The organism is Citrobacter sp. Cm038, from assembly GCF_030333105.1.
Lineage (GTDB): Bacteria > Pseudomonadota > Gammaproteobacteria > Enterobacterales > Enterobacteriaceae > Citrobacter > Citrobacter murliniae.
Map to the genome: position 1 here is coordinate 128,569 of NZ_JAOWGO010000022.1, position 16,915 is coordinate 145,483.

The following is a 16,915-nucleotide window of genomic DNA, read 5'->3' on the forward strand; positions in this document are numbered from 1 at the left end:
ACCCTCAATACCCTACACATTAAAATAATGACGAGGACAACATGAGCGACACAACGATCCTGCAAAATAATACCAATGTCATTAAGCCTAAAAAATCAGTCGCGCTGTCAGGCGTGCCAGCCGGAAATACCGCCCTGTGTACCGTCGGTAAAAGCGGTAACGATTTACACTATCGTGGCTACGATATTCTCGACCTGGCGCAACAGTGCGAATTTGAAGAAGTTGCACATCTGCTGATCCACGGAAAATTACCCAACCGTGATGAACTCAATGCCTATAAAAGCAAATTAAAAGCGCTGCGCGGTTTACCGGCTAACGTACGTACCGTGCTGGAAGCGCTGCCCGCAGCATCGCACCCTATGGATGTGATGCGCACCGGTGTCTCCGCGTTAGGCTGCACGCTACCGGAAAAAGAAGGGCATACCGTTTCTGGCGCACGTGATATTGCCGACAAGCTGCTGGCCTCGCTCAGTTCGATCCTGCTTTACTGGTATCACTACAGCCACAACGGTGAGCGGATCCAGCCCGAAACCGACGATGATTCTATTGGCGGTCACTTCCTGCATTTGCTGCATGGCGAAAAGCCGTCGCAAAGCTGGGAAAAAGCGATGCACATCTCGCTGGTGCTTTACGCCGAACACGAATTTAACGCCTCCACATTCACCAGCCGGGTGATTGCGGGTACTGGCTCCGATATGTATTCAGCGATTATCGGTGCTATTGGTGCTCTGCGTGGCCCAAAACACGGCGGCGCGAACGAAGTGTCGCTGGAGATCCAGCAGCGCTACGAAACGCCGGATGAAGCCGAAACCGATATCCGCAAGCGTATTGAAAATAAAGAAGTGGTGATTGGTTTTGGCCACCCGGTTTATACCATTGCCGATCCACGTCATCAGGTAATCAAACGCGTGGCGAAGCAGCTTTCTCAGGAAGGTGGTTCGCTGAAGATGTACAACATTGCCGATCGCCTGGAAACCGTGATGTGGGAGTCGAAAAAGATGTTCCCCAACCTCGACTGGTTCTCGGCGGTCTCCTACAACATGATGGGCGTTCCGACCGAAATGTTCACCCCATTATTTGTTATCGCCCGCGTTACCGGCTGGGCGGCACACATTATCGAACAGCGTCAGGATAATAAAATTATCCGTCCTTCTGCCAATTATACCGGCCCGGAAGATCGCGTTTTTGTCCCGATTGATCAGCGTTGCTAATTCAATTCCTCAAATTATAAAACTCAGGAACTCTTGTTATGTCTGCACAAATTTCGAATGTTCGCCCAGAATTTGACCGTGAAATCGTTGATATCGTGGATTACGTCATGAACTACGAAATCACCTCGAAAGTGGCGTATGACACTGCGCATTATTGTCTGCTTGATACCCTCGGCTGTGGCCTGGAAGCGCTGGAATATCCGGCCTGTAAAAAGTTGTTAGGGCCGGTCGTTCCGGGGACGGTAGTGCCGAACGGTGTTCGCGTACCGGGTACTCAGTTTCAGCTTGATCCGGTGCAGGCGGCATTTAACATTGGCGCGATGATCCGCTGGCTGGACTTCAACGATACCTGGCTGGCCGCTGAATGGGGTCATCCTTCCGATAACCTCGGCGGTATCCTGGCGACGGCAGACTGGCTGTCTCGCAATGCGGTGGCTGTTGGAAAAGCGCCGTTAACCATGAAAAAAGTGCTGACCGGGATGATCAAAGCCCATGAAATTCAGGGCTGCATCGCGCTGGAAAACTCCTTTAACCGCGTCGGGCTGGATCACGTTCTGTTGGTTAAAGTCGCGTCGACCGCTGTGGTGGCCGAGATGCTGGGGCTGACTCGTGACGAGATCCTCAATGCGGTATCACTGGCGTGGGTCGACGGGCAGTCGCTGCGTACCTACCGCCACGCTCCGAATACCGGCACGCGTAAATCCTGGGCGGCAGGCGATGCGACTTCCCGCGCGGTACGTCTGGCACTGATGGCGAAGACCGGTGAGATGGGCTATCCGTCGGCGCTGACGGCAAAAACCTGGGGCTTTTATGACGTTTCTTTCAAAGGGGAGTCGTTCCGCTTCCAGCGTCCATACGGCTCGTACGTGATGGAAAACGTGTTGTTTAAAATTTCCTTCCCGGCAGAGTTCCACTCACAGACTGCGGTAGAAGCGGCGATGACCCTTTATGAGAAGTTGCAGGCGGCAGGGAAAACTGCTGCGGATATCGAAAAAGTGACGATTCGTACTCACGAAGCCTGTATTCGTATCATCGATAAAAAAGGCCCACTAAATAACCCGGCGGATCGCGACCACTGCATTCAGTATATGGTGGCGATCCCTCTGCTGTTTGGACGTTTGACGGCAGCAGATTATGAAGACGGGGTGGCGCAGGATAAACGCATTGATGCCCTGCGCGAGAAGATCAACTGCTTCGAAGATCCTGCCTTTACCGCTGATTATCACGACCCGGAAAAACGCGCTATCGCTAACGCCATCACTCTCGAGTTTACCGACGGCTCACGTTTCGAAGAGGTGGTGGTGGAGTACCCAATTGGCCACGCGCGTCGTCGTCATGACGGTATGCCAAAGCTGGTCGAAAAATTCAAAATCAACCTGGCGCGTCAGTTCCCAACTCGCCAGCAGCAGCGCATCCTGGATGTCTCCCTGGACAGAACACGCCTGGAGCAGATGCCGGTCAATGAGTATATGGATCTTTTCATTATTTAAACCTGCGTGCGGCAAGGCGTAAGTTCAACAGGAGAGCGTTATGTCTTATAGCGATTTTTATCAGCGTTCGATTACCCAACCAGAGTCGTTCTGGGCCGAGCAGGCCCAGCGTATTGACTGGCAGCAGCCGTTTACCCAGGTGCTGGATCACAACCATCCGCCGTTTGCCCGCTGGTTTTGCGGCGGGACGACGAATTTGTGCCATAACGCCATCGACCGTTGGCTGGATAAGCAACCTGATGCGCTGGCGCTGATTGCCGTTTCATCGGAAACCGAAGAAGAACGCACGTTTACCTTTAGCCAGTTGTATGACGAAGTTAACGTAACAGCAGCGATGCTATTGTCGCTGGGCGTTCAACGTGGCGATCGGGTGCTGGTCTATATGCCAATGATTGCCGAGGCGCACATTACGCTACTGGCCTGTGCACGTATTGGGGCGATCCATTCGGTTGTGTTCGGTGGATTCGCTTCACATAGCGTGGCGGCGCGGATCGACGATGCCCGACCAACGGTTATCGTATCAGCAGATGCCGGAGCGCGTGGTGGCAAAATACTGCCGTATAAAACGTTGCTCGACGATGCGATCAATCAGGCGCAGCACCAGCCACGCCATGTGATTTTGGTCGATCGCGGTCTGGCGAAAATGGCGCAGGTGGCGGGGCGTGACCTCGATTTTGCCACGCTGCGCCAGCAGCATCTCGGGGCGCGTGTGCCGGTAACCTGGCTGGAGTCGAACGAAACATCCTGCATTCTCTACACCTCCGGTACGACCGGCAAACCGAAAGGCGTACAGCGTGATGTCGGCGGCTACGCGGTGGCGCTGGCGACCTCAATGGACACCATTTTCGGCGGCAAAGCTGGTGGCGTCTTTTTCTGTGCCTCGGATATCGGCTGGGTGGTTGGACACTCCTACATCGTGTACGCCCCGCTGCTGGCGGGGATGGCGACTATTGTCTACGAAGGGTTACCAACGTATCCGGACTGCGGGGTATGGTGGAAAATCGTCGAGAAATATCAGGTCAGCCGGATGTTCTCGGCGCCGACCGCTATCCGCGTGCTGAAGAAATTCCCGACTGCGCAGATCCGCAACCACGATCTCTCCTCGCTTGAGGTGCTGTATCTGGCGGGTGAGCCGCTGGATGAACCGACGGCGAGCTGGGTAACGGAAACGCTGGGCGTACCGGTTATCGATAACTACTGGCAGACCGAATCCGGCTGGCCGATCATGGCGATTGCTCGTGGACTGGATGACCGGCCTTCGCGTCTGGGTAGTCCTGGCGTGCCGATGTATGGCTACAACGTACAGTTGCTGAATGAAGTGACCGGTGAACCCTGTGAGGCAAATGAGAAGGGAATGCTGGTGATTGAAGGGCCTCTGCCGCCGGGGTGTATTCAAACTATCTGGGGCGATGACACGCGCTTTGTGAATACCTACTGGTCGCTGTTTTCTCGTCAGGTGTACGCCACGTTTGACTGGGGGATCCGCGATGCCGATGGTTATTACTTTATTCTTGGCCGGACGGATGATGTGATTAACGTTGCCGGACATCGACTTGGCACGCGCGAGATCGAAGAGAGTATTTCCAGCTATCCTAACGTTGCGGAAGTGGCGGTAGTGGGCGTAAAAGATGCGTTGAAAGGGCAGGTGGCTGTGGCATTTGTTATTCCGAAGCAGAGCGACAGTCTGGAAGATCGCGATATCGCGCATTCAGAAGAGAAGGCGATTATGGCGCTGGTGGACAGTCAGATTGGTAACTTTGGTCGCCCGGCACATGTCTGGTTTGTTTCTCAACTCCCCAAAACTCGCTCCGGAAAAATGCTGCGGCGAACGATCCAGGCGATCTGTGAAGGTCGCGATCCCGGCGATCTGACCACCATTGACGATCCCGCGTCGTTACAGCAAATCCGTCAGGTAATTGAAGAATAACCAGGCATTTTAACCGTAGGCCGGATAAGTCGCATCAGCGATGAATCCGGCACTACATCTTAATTCGCCTTCTTATACGGTCCGTGATCGCTATCAAATGGCGCATATACAGTGTCCGCCACAAAAGATAACGGCACATCAACAAATAACAACGCTAAATCGAAATAGTTATAATCGTAAGCACCCGGGTTTTTTATTTTATCAATGTCGTGATGCATACCCACGTAATATGTATTTGACTCTTTACCTTCCGTGCGTGCATTAATGCTGCCACATCCCGAAAGTAATGTGCTGATAAATAGCGCTATTACCGCAACTGTCTTTCTGCTCATGCTCTGACCTGGCTTACCGCCTTGTTTTACCATAACAGTAGAAAAGCGGCTTTTTGTCCGCAAAACTTAAGCTGTCAGGTAAGTGGTAAGAGGGAGTGACAATCTGTCAGGAACAGAGTTGAACGCTGCGAAGCTGTGGCCCGTAAAGGCGCAGCCAATACCCTGGCGACTTGAAGTATGACGGGTATAAGTCTACCCCTTTACGTTTATTGGATAGTAATCTGTTTAAATGGACAGCTCCGTTTTGTAGTCTTTGTAATAATATTGCTTGTCTCTGTCGCTGATTTCTCGGATGACCCGACAGGGAACGCCAGCCGCAACGACATTGGGTGGGATGTCTTTAGTCACGACACTACCCGCGCCGATGACCGTGTTCTCGCCAATCGTAATTCCGGGATTGATAACAACATTACTGCCAATCCAGACATGATTGCCGATCGTTACCGGAAAAGAATACATCTCGCCAAACTTTCTCAGCTCATGATGAACAGGATGCCCGGTTACAGAGATCGTGACGTTGGGTGCAATTAAAACGTTATCGCCTATGGTAACCGTGTAATCATCTACAATGGTGAAGTTAAAATTGGCATAGAAGTTTTTACCAATGTGAATATTGCTACCGTAAGAAAAATAAATGGGGGGCTCTATCCACGCATGTTCTCCCACGGTGCCAAACATTTCATGAATCAGTTTCTCTCTCTTTTCAACTTCTGATGGACGCGTGTGATTAAATTCATACATTAACTCTTTTCCGCGCAATCTCTCTTGCGGTAACCCTTCACACATATCGGTAAACAGCTTTCCTGCTTTTATTCTGTCTCTCATGGCGGTGCTCATTAATGCGACTCCATCCTTGTATGTTAAATTCAGACCTGTCTGTCCATTTGCGTGACATAACGAGAGAATGGTTTTGCGCCGCTAAGCGTAAAGACTGAAATCAGCGTGAAGCTCAGGGCGATGATTCCCAGTACCAGATAAGCTCCCTTAAAACCGATACTTTCGTACATATTACCGGCCAGTATGGACATGAAAATCATTGCCAGCTGTTTGAAGAAACAGAAGCACACCAGATAAATAGTGGCGGAGAAACGAACTTCAAACTGGCTGGTGATGTATTTGAAGCAGCCGACGATCAAGAAGGGGATTTCAAACATATGAAGCGTTTTGAGGATAACAACTTCCAGCGCGGAGGTGGCAAACGCGGAACCGATAATCCTCACTGACATAATAGTGCCTGCCAGCAACAGGGCGTTTTTCCCACCGATGCGATTCACAATTAGCGGGGCAAAAAACATGATGGAAGCGTTGAGTAGCTCTCCCATGGTGGTGACGTAACCAAATACGCGAGTACCTTGTTCACCAGTGGCAAAGAATGAGGTGAAAAAATTGGCGAACTGCTGGTCGAACACATCGTAAGTGCAGGAAACACCGACGACATATAGTGAAAGGAACCATAGTTTAGGTTGTTTAAATAACTCCAGTGCCAGTTTCAGGCTGAAAGCTGAATGATTGGCGCCGACTGCGTCCGCAACCTTTGCAGAAGAAGGCACTTCAGCTTTCGAAAAGAACAGCAGTATTGCCAGAATTATCGCGCAACCCGATCCCAACCAGAAGACAAACTGGTTGTTAATAGTAAACATAATCCCGGCAATTGAGGCGCACAATGCCCAGCCCACGCAACCAAACATACGTGCGCGGCCAAATTCAAAATGACTTCGGCGACTCGCTTTTTCAATATAGGCTTCGATTGCCGGAGCCCCGGCGTTGTAAATAAAACCCAGGTAAATTCCCCCGACAATAGAGCCGAGTAAAATATTAAACTGCAGTAGTGGACCAAAAACGTAAATAAAGAACGGGGCAAACATTACCAGCATCCCGGTAATGATCCATAGCAGGTGTTTTCGCAGTCCGAGTTTATCGGAGAGCAGACCAAAAATGGGCTGAAAAAGCAGTGAGAATAAAGAGATGCAGGCGAAGATGATGCCGGTATCACCTTTACTGATATGGTTTATATCGTGTAACCAGATAGGGAAAAATGGGAAATAAGCCCCCATAATAAAAAAGTAAAAGAAGAAGAAAAAACCGAACATCCAAAAGTTAGTGTTTTTTAAATAATACATAATGGATTTCCTTACGCAAAATAATGGCAGGTCGCAACCTGCCCAATTATTTATTATTTTTAGCGCCAGTTGACCTGGTAGTGATAGTGTCCGGCACTCAGTTGATATTCCGGCGAAACGGAAGGACTCCATGAGTCATCCCCGCCGACGCCCATATGGAAACCATCAATATTGAGCCAGGTCCCCGCCTCTGGTTGCAGCAGATGGCGATGGCTGGTTTCCATCAGTTGTTTCTGACTGTAGCGACTGATGTTGAACTGGAAATCACCGCGCCACTGATGAGCACCGTAGCGCAATTCGCGCGTTCCACAGCGCAGGCCGTTTTCACTCGGAAAAACGTAAGGGGTATACATCTCATCCAGCGAAAGATCCCACTTGCCAAAACAGGCCGCGCTCAGGCGGTCCGGGTAGTTCTCGTGGGGACCGAGACCTGTCCAGTTTACCCGCTCAGCGACCAACGCAAGCTGACAGCTAAGACCAATCCTCGCCGGATGCGGCGTTCCGCTGGCGACATCGACATCTATTGTCATTTGCATCTCACCGTGTCCGTCAATACGGTAGGATTTTCGGCTGATAAACAGTGTGTTACCAAGGTACTGCCAGGCATGTACGGTGGTAATCAGTACGCTGCTGGACAGTGTTTCGGCTTCACAAACCAGTAGCTTTGGCTCTGTGTGATAGTGACCTGCCGCCTTCCAGCGTTCGACCCAGGCGTTGGGATCGATACGGGTGACTTCACTGACGCCAATGTCGTTATCCAGCGGTGCGCGGATGAACTGATCGATTAACGGGGTTAATAACTGCGGCGTATCATCCATCCAGTATTGTGTTAGCAGACCTGACTGACGGGAGAATTCCCAGCGTTTGTTATTGACTGCCGCTGTAAATGCGCCCTCGCTGACGGTCAGCTCTGGCGTTGCACTGGCATGCGATGGAAGCGTCAGACTGAATTTTTCTTCCAGTTTCCACTGATACCAGGCACTGATATGTCCAGCTTCTGACCACCCGGTCGCCTGGGGCTGAGAAACGTGCACCGTCAGCCACAGCTGGCCCGCGGTTTCAGGCATCGGGATTTCCGGCAGGGTGATTATCTGGCTGCCCTGCGGAGCGATATCCAGTGCCTGCTCTCCACTGGCCAGTGGATTACCGTCCTGAGCTATAGACCAGTGCAAAACTTCGTTATCGCTGCGACGGAACAAATATTCACTGGTGACCTCAATCTTCCATTGCGCGCCAGGGAGCAACGTGAACTGGAAAAATTGCTGCGCGTGTTTAGCCTCGTACAGTGATGGATGCGGTGTGCGATCGGCAAACACCAGACCGTTCATACAGAACTGACGATCGTTCGGCGTGTCGCCAAAGTCACCGCCGTAGGCAGACCAGGGCTTACCTTCGTCATCGTATCTGATGAGCGACTGATCCACCCAGTCCCAGACGAAACCGCCCTGTAAGCGAGGGTACTGGCGAAACGCCTGCCAGTATTTAGCGTAACCGCCGAGGCTGTTGCCCATCGCATGGGCGTATTCGCAAAGGATTAACGGGCGCTGCTCACCGGGCATCGACAGCCATTTTTTGATTGACCATTTTGGCACAGCCGGGAAAGGCTGATCCTGGTCGACGCGGGCATACATTGGGCAGATGATGTCTGTTGCTGCGGTATCCGCGCCGCCGCCTTCGTACTGCACCGGGCGGGACGGGTCTTCTGATTTAATCCAGCGGTAGAGGGCATCGTGGTTCACGCCGTGACCGGATTCATTTCCCAGCGACCAGATAATAATACTGGGGTGGTTGCGATCGCGCTGCACCATACGCGTGACGCGCTGACTCATGGCTGGCAGCCAGTCTGGATTGTCGGTCAGGCGATTCATCGGCACCATGCCGTGGGTTTCGATATTGGCTTCATCCACTACGTACAGCCCGTAGCGATCGCACAGGGTGTACCACAGCGGATGATTCGGATAATGGGAGCAGCGTACGGCATTGAAGTTGTTCTGCTTCATCAGGATGATGTCCTGCAGCATCGTCGCTTCGTCCATCACCTGACCGTTTTTCGGGTGATGTTCATGCCGGTTGGTTCCGCGAATCAATAGTGGCTTGCCGTTTAACAGGAGCAGACCATTTTCAATGCTCACCTGACGAAAGCCGACATCGCAGGCTTCTGCTTCAATCAGTGTGCCGTTGGCTGTATGTAACTGTACAACAGCGCGGTACAGATTGGGTGTTTCTGCGCTCCACAGCGCCGGGTTTTCAACATTCAGACGCAGCGAAGTGCGATCGTTGTAAGCCCCGCGCTCATCAATGATCTCGCTGCCTAACAGGGCGGTGGTATCGCTGATCAGTGTTTCACCATCCCACAATTGTAGGGTGACGCGTAAATCTTCGCTCTCGTTGCCCGCCACCCTGACTTCCGCTTCCAGCACTGCGCGACTGAAGTCATCGTTAAAGCGGGTGTTGACACGCAGATCGCGGATTTGCGTCGTGGGTTTGTGCAGCAGAGAAACGTCGCGGAAAATACCGCTCATACGCCACATGTCCTGGTCTTCCAGATAGCTACCATCGCTCCAGCGTAGCACCATCACCGCCAGACGGTTTTCACCGCGAGTCAGGAAATTGCTGAGATCAAATTCGGAAGGCAGACGACTGTCCTGACCGTAGCCGACCCAGCGACCATTGCACCACAGATGAAATGCAGAATTAACACCATCAAAAATAACGCGAGTCTGGCCCTCAAGTAGCCAGCCTTCATCTACACTAAATGTGAGCGAGTAACATCCAGTTGGGTTCTCAGCCGGAACGTACGGGGGATTGACCGGAAACGGATAGGTAATGTTGGAGTAGATTGGTGCGTCATAGCCGCTCATCTGCCAGTTAGAAGGCACCACGATGGTATCCGCCTGCGGCAGATCGTTTTCAAGCCAGCTTTCAGGTACCGCTTCTGGCGAAGCAAACCAGGCAAATTTCCACTCACCATTCAGTGAACGCAATTGCGCAGAGCGACTGTTCCTGCGGGCATCATCCGCTGAGCGCCAGCTACAAAAAGGCGGGTGAGCCTCCAGGCGATTGAGTTGTGTCACGCCGGGGTTTTCCCAGTCGCGGCGTTTCAGTACGGCGGCGAGTGAATCCGTGTTCAGGGTCATGGCAGTATCCTGGTTAAGTTTGTTATCCGCTCACAATTTTATTGAACATACGTGGGAGTCGATTATTTTGTAAAGGGGAGGGCGGATAATAATTGAACTGAATCACATAAATTCAGGTATGCGAGATAAAGGTGATAACTTCCCCATGGAGTGTTAAAGACGAGAAATTTGGCGGGCCAGCTGCATTAAAGACTCCGCGAGTCCCTGAGCGGTAGCGGTCTGAGTATTCGGCGGCAGAACGGTTTTTCGCTCAACCAGCGTAACGGGCAGAAGCTGGTTACCCGGGGCGGATCCACCCTGTGAAAGCTGTAATAGTTTGTCGACGCTGGTTTGTCCAAGCATCGGGAAATCCTGCTTTATTGTGGTCAGCGGCGGGATATAACAGGAGCTGTCTTCGGTGTCATCATAGCCAATTACCGAGATGTCAGTAGCGACCCGCAGGCCAAATTCGCTTATTGCCCGCATCGCGCCCAGTGCCATTTGATCATTGGCGACCAGCATAGCGGTAGGGATGTTACCGTCGTTAAGCATCTGCATGGTTTGATGAAAACCGGACATAGCGCTCCAGTCGCCTTCCATTTCCACCGTCGGTTGTAGCTGGTAGTGCGCCAGATACTTATGCCAGCCCGCGTGTCTGAGCCGTGCCGAGACTGATGTATTCGGTCCGGCTAACAGAGCGATACGTTGATGGCCATGCTGTACCAGATGTTCTACGCCCAGTCGCGCGCCATCGTCATGGGAGAAAATCACGCTGTTAATTGGGGATTGATCCGAGACATCAAGAAACAGCACCGGCACCGGGGCGCAGGAGGCGGCAACGGCAATGGCGTCCTCTTCATCAAGCGGATAGTTGATGATAAGCCCGGTCACACGCTGTGACAGCAGGTTATGTACCGCCGATTTACACGCTTGCATACCGCTACGCTCAACCATCGCAATCACCACACTGGCCCCGGACTGGTCGGCGCGAGATTTAATGGCGGCAACAATTTGCGAGGGTGCATGTAGAGCAAGGTTTGCGGTCACCACGCCGATAAGCGGCGTTTGCTTGCCCGCAAGCTGCTGTGCGACGCGGTTGGGGATATAGTTAAGTTCCGCCATTGCGGCCTCAACTTTCTGACGGGTTTTCGCGGAAACGTGGCTGGCCTGATTCACGACGCGGGAGACGGTCTGGTAAGAGACTCCTGCATGGTCTGCAACATCGTATAGCGTTACCGGTTTCACATTTACCACCCTGATTTCCATGTTATCCACGCGCTATCATGCCACACCATGAAAGGTTTTTCGTCATTTGTGGCATTGTTCTGCGAGGCTCATTTCGGAGAAAGAAGCTTTCAGCAAATCGCTCCCTGTGGTCTATGGTTGCCATATTTAACATAATGATATATCAAAAAATAGTGAGGAAATTGTGAGTGATCTGGAGGCAAAGAACATTCTGTCCATTTACCGACGCCACGCAGCTGCGTTTGCCTGCCAGCGCTCGCGCACGCTTTTTGAAAAACACTGGCTGGATAAATTCATTGCGGCAATGGGCGGGCTGGGCAGCATTGTAGATATTGGCTGTGGGAACGGTCAGCCGATTGCCGACTATTTTATCCAGCAAGGTTTTCAGCTTACCGGTGTGGATGGTTCAGCGGCGATGCTGGCGCGCGCCCGGCAAGCTTTTCCCGACCAGCGCTGGCTGGAGCAGGATATGCGCGAATTAACGCTGAATGAAACTTTCGAGGGTTTGCTTGCCTGGGACAGTTTTTTCCATTTAACCCAGCAGGACCAACAAAACATGTTCCCGATTTTTGACCGGCTCAGCCATCCCGGTAGCGCACTCATGTTTACCAGCGGCACCAGTAACGGCATCGCCATGGGACAGTTTGAAGGCGAACCGTTGTTTCACGCCAGTCTGGCGCCCGACGAGTACCGCGCACTGCTGTCAGCGCACGGCTTTGAGGTGATTGATATGGTGATGGAAGATCCGCAATGCGCCGGGCATACGGTCTGGCTGGCGAAGAAAAGGGGTTAAACGCCGCGAAAAGTTTTGCGCCACTCAGCGGGACTGACACCGAAGTGTGATTTAAAATGCTGGCGCCAGGTTACCGGCGACAGAAAGCCAACCTGTTCGGCAATTCTTTCAACGGGTAACGGGCTGGACTCAAGCAGTTCCTGACTGCGACGCAGGCGTTCGGCAATCAGCCACTCTGCCACGCTCGACCCGGTAGCTTTCATAAAATGGCGGGTTAAAGTTCGCCGACTCATCATTACCCGCTGCGCCAGCCCGTCGAGGTTATGTTGTTCGTGGATATGCTGGCGCAAATAGTCGAGCAGAGCGTTGATGCGCTGATCCTGGGTACTTTTCGCCACTGGCTGTTCGATAAACTGCGCCTGTCCTCCTTCGCGATGTGGCGGCACAATCATCCGTCGGGCAATCTGATTCGCGACCGTACTGCCAAAGCGTTGGCGGATCACATACAAGCAGCAATCAAGTGCGGCTGCGGTGCCTGCCGAGGTGATAATGCCGTCGTCATCCACATATAAGGCGTTGATATCCAGACGAGCGGCGGGAAAACGTGCCTGAAAGTCTTGTTCAAACTCCCAGTGCGTGGCCGCTCGTTTGCCGTCCAGCAATCCGGCATAGCCGAGAACAAATGCACCCAGGCACAATCCGACAATTTGGGCGCCGTTTTGCCGCGCGCGATTGAGTGCATCAAGCAGACTTTGTGCCGGGCGATGGGCCGTGGTGCCCCAGTATGGGATCACCACAATGTCGGCCGCCTCCACGGCTTCATAACCGTGAGAGGCGGTGACGGAAAAGCCGTCCTGAGAAGCGATGATGCCAGGTTTCTCGGCGCACAGTTGCACCTCAAAGCGTTTTTTCGCCGCCACTTTGTCACTGAAAATGATGCACGGCACCGAGAAGTGAAACGGGCTGAAATCTTCAACGGCGACGATAGCGACGGTGAGCGGGAGCATACGATTCCTCTGTTGGCATTAAAACGTCAGGGTTTCACCATCTTCAGGCACGTTGACGAATTCCGCAATCTGGTTGTCGTGGGCATAATCTTTCAGAGCTGAACGGGAGAGCAGGCAGTGGTTAATCGCTTCCATATGGGTCGCGACAATCTGTGCCTGCGGCAGCGTGAAGTGGGTTTTTAGCACATCCTCAGCACCCATAATAATTGGCCCAAAACCGATAACGTGGGCAAAGCCTGCGTTCAAAATAACCACATCTGGCTGGAAAGTCTGCATATTGGTTTCCACCTCGTTGCGCCAGATGGTGTCCCCGACCAGATACAGCGTTTTTTCCGCCGGATGCTGGAAGATAACCCCGCAGGCATCACCCAGACGCTCCGCCATTTGCGGGATGGCGTAAGCGCGATCCGAGCCGTGCTGGCCGCCGGTTTTACGCAGGGTGATGTCGCCCAGCGTAGTGCTGTGCGTCAGTACGGTCAGTTGTGTGAAACCCTGCTCCCGCAGCACGTGCTCATCCTGCTCATTTTGCACATAGATCGGTTTATCTTTCGGCACGACGTGAGTGGCAACCTCGTCCCAGTGATCCTCATGCAGATGGGTCACGATCAGCGCATCGACGTTAAGCAGGGTATCGATGTCGATGGGCAGATCGACGGTTGGGTTACGGATCTCTGCGCGCGCTGTTCCGGCAAAACCCGGATAAGCACTTTTTGGCGCCAGCATAGGATCGACCAGAAAGGTTTTGCCGCCAAAGGTGATGCGTTGCGTGGCATTGCGTATTTGCGTGATGTTCATGGTGTTTGCTCCACGTTTTGGGTCAGTGGTGTCATCGTAGAGTGTTGTCCAGAAGATAAATGTGGGCAAATGGGCGATTAGCGATGGGATTGGGCCAACCGGATGCTATGATTACCGACGCCGTGACGTAAAGTGTATGCCGCGATAGTAAATTAAATGATAGCCAACCTGCTTAATATTTATTTAATACCAGACAATGATACCGTGCTGAATAAATCAGAGTGAATTAAATGTAAGTTATTTTATTAAATGAAAAACGGCTGCAGAGAATATTTTGATATATTCAATGTATTATCGCCAATAAAACAGATCGCTAACGGTGAAATAAGAATGCTATCATTCGCACCAGACGATGCAGGCAACCGCTGGCACACGGCATTCACCCCGGAGCAACTGATGAACAACGAAATTTCGCTGAAGTATTATGATATTGCCGACGAGTACGCGACGGAGACGACAAAGCCGGTGAACGAGCCGGAACGCGACTCCCTGGCGCATTACTTCCAGCTACTGATCACCCGTTTAATGAACAACGAGGAGATCAGCGAAGAAGCGCAGCAGGAGATGGCTGGTGTTGCTGGCATCGACGAACAGCGTATCGATGAGATAGCGGAGTTTCTCAATCGCTGGGGTAACGAGTAACCAAAGGCGTAGCCTGCACTGGCATTGTGTTTTACACTGCGCACAGCAATAATTTAGTAGATTAACGATTAACCAGGCGGTAAAGCAATGAACGGAACAATCACAACGTGGTTTAAAGATAAAGGCTTTGGATTTATCAAAGATGAAAACGGAGATAACCGTTATTTTCATGTGATTAAGGTTGCTAACCCTGAGCTGATCAAGAAAGATGCGGCGGTGACTTTCGAACCCACGACCAATAACAAGGGTTTGTCAGCTTATGCGGTGAAAGTCGTACCAGAGAGCAAGTACATTTATATCGCGGGCGAGCGACTAAAGCTCACGGCGATCAAGTCTTACCTGGTATACAGTGAAGAAGTGCCTGTTGAGACTCGCATTGATAAAGAAAATGCGGTGTTGTCTGTGGGCGTACTGATGAACAGCATCAAACCGAAATCAGATGTGAAGCCCGGAGAAATGCGTACGCTGAAAAAGTTGGCAATCACCACCTTCCAGGGAACAACGCTGATCTTCTCGGAAGATGAGATAGACATCGACGCCACGGTGAAACTCCTCAAGGTCTGAAATCTTTTGGACTGACTGTGAGCCGAAATTCTGCGCCGTTCAGGTGCAGAATTTCGGGGGGTATTTTTGTTCTTTTAACTCTGTGACAGATGGCTTTTGTTCGAAGTCTGAGAGTAATATCGCTATGGAAATACGCCATGGGATACTATTTAAGGTACTATCTTAACGGCTGACACAAACAGATGCTGTCCATAACGCATTGTATCCATTCTCAAACCATTTATCCCCAAGAATATCAATATCTCCATTGTCATGAAATTTAACAAAAGCCGCTATATCAATTTTTTCTCCGGTTTTTATATAAGAAGCAATTCCTTCGCAATACCAAAAGTCTGTTTTTTTATTTAGCGAGACAAAATAGCGGCTATCGCCCCATTGCAGATCAAATTTTATTCCTACATCAGAGCGAATAAAGTTTGAAATGTTAACAATAGAAGGTTTTTCATCTTCATAATAGAAACGACATTCATCAGATGTTTCATAGTTAATTTTTTTAGTTAGCATGTTTTTTTTGACGCCTTCAATGATTTTTATTTTTGCGCTTTTAGATGGAATTCTTCCGGCATGGCTTAATAACTTAAATAATTCATTTTGGAGATATGAATAAGTAACGTCATCAATGTCTGAGCTGAATTTTGATAACTGTTTTTCAGTTATCTTTCCATCCAGTTCAGGATATGTCTTATTATAAATGTCAATGCTTATTTCAGCGTAGCCTATATATTTGCTTGGACCAAAGCACCATTGATTATTGAGTTCATCTTTATAAGCATACCAGCATTTAAATCGTCCAGACTGTTCAAATATTGGATTTCTAGGCGTTTCGTTAAGTGCTTGAGTAAAAGAAAAAATATTATCAACGATTTCTTCTTTTGAGTTTACTAGCCGTATCATCATAATCTCCGAAATTAGCGATTTCCAGATTAGCGCCATTACCGCATTTAGATCCATTAGATCCATCTGTTTCTGAGATGTTTATCACGAATTATTAATGATCTTGTGACTACTTACATTGACTCGCTATGTAGCACGCATTGTATGAGGATCACTAAGTCTTACCGGATATATAAGAAAATCCATAATTATCGGGTTACATTTCGATTGAAATACAGCAATCAACCCTCAGTGGTTTTTTTCACCCCTGACACCGCTTCCTGATTAAGTTCTTTTCGCATCACTGCATTCTGCAGCGTCACGCCACGTCGAACAGGATGTTTTCGCTTCACCAAATAAAAACCATGACGTAAAAAGAAAGACTCCGCGGTTTTGCTCACGTGCGATGTGAGCTCGTTCAAACCGAGTAATCTGGCCTCTTGATGAATGCGATTCATAAGCAAAGTACCAACGCCTTGCCCTGGACAGGTTCCCGATACGAAAAAATGGTCAATATATCCATTGGGCTGAACATCAGCATACCCGGCTATTTCACCATCAATCTCAACGACAAAGGGTCGTAACGTCCTCATATGACTGGCCCAAAGTTCTTGATCAATATCCGCTGGAGCCCACGCATCGATTTGTTCTGGCGTGTAGTCGCGTGACGCGATGTTATGTACGGACGATAAAAAGACGCGAAATAATGCGGCCTCATCCCCATTTTTGAAACGTCGAATCTCCATCAATTCCTCTTGAACCGCGGTGCCAGATGCAATACTCCACTGCCATGATACACCTGTAGAATCTGTCAAATTGAGTTAATTGGACTCAGCTCTGTGCATGCAGAGAATAAATGT

General features: G+C 50.7%; 15 protein-coding genes. 6 read left to right on the forward strand and 9 right to left on the reverse strand.

Annotation, left to right across the window (positions count from 1 at the left end):
* Window positions 1–41: 41 nt before the first annotated feature.
* The 3 genes from prpC to prpE are packed head-to-tail and all read left to right on the forward strand — an operon-like array spanning window position 42 to window position 4,628.
* Window positions 42–1,211, forward strand: a complete 1,170-nt coding sequence (prpC, locus tag OGY01_RS11975; protein ID WP_045440334.1) for a bifunctional 2-methylcitrate synthase/citrate synthase — start codon at window positions 42–44, stop codon at window positions 1,209–1,211.
* 38 nt (window positions 1,212–1,249) lie between these two features.
* The gene (locus OGY01_RS11980; RefSeq protein WP_048221978.1) at window positions 1,250–2,701 is read left to right on the forward strand and encodes a bifunctional 2-methylcitrate dehydratase/aconitate hydratase; all 1,452 of its coding nucleotides are present in this window, start codon (window positions 1,250–1,252) and stop codon (window positions 2,699–2,701) included.
* Window positions 2,702–2,741: 40 nt separating this feature from the next.
* Window positions 2,742–4,628 carry a propionate--CoA ligase gene (gene prpE, locus OGY01_RS11985; RefSeq protein WP_045440339.1) on the forward strand — a complete coding sequence of 629 codons (1,887 nt, stop codon included), beginning with the start codon at window positions 2,742–2,744 and terminating at the stop codon, window positions 4,626–4,628.
* Between the two features lie 59 nt (window positions 4,629–4,687).
* Here prpE and OGY01_RS11990 read toward each other — a convergent pair whose 3' ends face one another.
* The 5 genes from OGY01_RS11990 to OGY01_RS12010 all read right to left on the reverse strand — a co-directional run bounded on the left by OGY01_RS11990 (window position 4,688) and on the right by OGY01_RS12010 (window position 11,450).
* The gene (locus OGY01_RS11990) at window positions 4,688–4,960 is read right to left on the reverse strand and encodes a YceK/YidQ family lipoprotein (protein WP_045440341.1); all 273 of its coding nucleotides are present in this window, start codon (window positions 4,958–4,960) and stop codon (window positions 4,688–4,690) included.
* A 225-nt stretch (window positions 4,961–5,185) separates the two neighbouring features.
* Complete coding sequence (gene lacA / locus OGY01_RS11995) at window positions 5,186–5,797, reverse strand: galactoside O-acetyltransferase (RefSeq protein ID WP_045440344.1); 612 nt, start codon at window positions 5,795–5,797, stop codon at window positions 5,186–5,188.
* 29 nt (window positions 5,798–5,826) lie between these two features.
* Window positions 5,827–7,080 carry an MFS transporter gene (locus tag OGY01_RS12000; RefSeq protein ID WP_286493156.1) on the reverse strand — a complete coding sequence of 418 codons (1,254 nt, stop codon included), beginning with the start codon at window positions 7,078–7,080 and terminating at the stop codon, window positions 5,827–5,829.
* A 59-nt stretch (window positions 7,081–7,139) separates the two neighbouring features.
* Window positions 7,140–10,217 carry a beta-galactosidase gene (locus OGY01_RS12005; RefSeq protein ID WP_286493158.1) on the reverse strand — a complete coding sequence of 1,026 codons (3,078 nt, stop codon included), beginning with the start codon at window positions 10,215–10,217 and terminating at the stop codon, window positions 7,140–7,142.
* Between the two features lie 153 nt (window positions 10,218–10,370).
* Window positions 10,371–11,450 carry a LacI family DNA-binding transcriptional regulator gene (locus tag OGY01_RS12010; RefSeq protein ID WP_200012134.1) on the reverse strand — a complete coding sequence of 360 codons (1,080 nt, stop codon included), beginning with the start codon at window positions 11,448–11,450 and terminating at the stop codon, window positions 10,371–10,373.
* A gap of 175 nt (window positions 11,451–11,625) precedes the next feature.
* Between OGY01_RS12010 and OGY01_RS12015 the strand changes: the two genes are divergently transcribed.
* Window positions 11,626–12,234 (forward strand): class I SAM-dependent DNA methyltransferase, encoded by a 609-nt coding sequence (locus OGY01_RS12015; RefSeq protein WP_045440353.1) that lies wholly within the window; start codon window positions 11,626–11,628, stop codon window positions 12,232–12,234.
* Here the strand turns inward: OGY01_RS12015 and OGY01_RS12020 are convergent.
* Together OGY01_RS12020 and OGY01_RS12025 are read right to left on the reverse strand one after the other, a co-directional pair.
* Window positions 12,231–13,181, reverse strand: coding sequence for a GlxA family transcriptional regulator (locus tag OGY01_RS12020; protein ID WP_045440355.1), 951 nt, complete (start codon window positions 13,179–13,181; stop codon window positions 12,231–12,233). The two genes, OGY01_RS12015 and OGY01_RS12020, sit on opposite strands and share 4 nt — an antisense overlap.
* Window positions 13,182–13,199: 18 nt before the next feature.
* Window positions 13,200–13,976 (reverse strand): MBL fold metallo-hydrolase, encoded by a 777-nt coding sequence (locus OGY01_RS12025; RefSeq protein WP_286493159.1) that lies wholly within the window; start codon window positions 13,974–13,976, stop codon window positions 13,200–13,202.
* Between the two features lie 396 nt (window positions 13,977–14,372).
* Between OGY01_RS12025 and OGY01_RS12030 the strand changes: the two genes are divergently transcribed.
* Together OGY01_RS12030 and OGY01_RS12035 are read left to right on the forward strand one after the other, a co-directional pair.
* Window positions 14,373–14,618 carry a DUF2543 family protein gene (locus OGY01_RS12030; protein ID WP_045449467.1) on the forward strand — a complete coding sequence of 82 codons (246 nt, stop codon included), beginning with the start codon at window positions 14,373–14,375 and terminating at the stop codon, window positions 14,616–14,618.
* 87 nt (window positions 14,619–14,705) lie between these two features.
* A complete protein-coding gene (locus OGY01_RS12035; protein WP_045440360.1) occupies window positions 14,706–15,182 on the forward strand; it encodes a cold-shock protein in 477 nt (158 codons plus the stop codon).
* 162 nt (window positions 15,183–15,344) lie between these two features.
* On the opposite strand, the gene OGY01_RS12040 is transcribed toward OGY01_RS12035, so the two are convergent.
* Window positions 15,345–16,133 carry a hypothetical protein gene (locus OGY01_RS12040; protein WP_200012143.1) on the reverse strand — a complete coding sequence of 263 codons (789 nt, stop codon included), beginning with the start codon at window positions 16,131–16,133 and terminating at the stop codon, window positions 15,345–15,347.
* 164 nt (window positions 16,134–16,297) lie between these two features.
* Window positions 16,298–16,801 carry a GNAT family N-acetyltransferase gene (locus OGY01_RS12045; RefSeq protein ID WP_200012145.1) on the reverse strand — a complete coding sequence of 168 codons (504 nt, stop codon included), beginning with the start codon at window positions 16,799–16,801 and terminating at the stop codon, window positions 16,298–16,300.
* Window positions 16,802–16,915 lie beyond the last annotated feature (114 nt).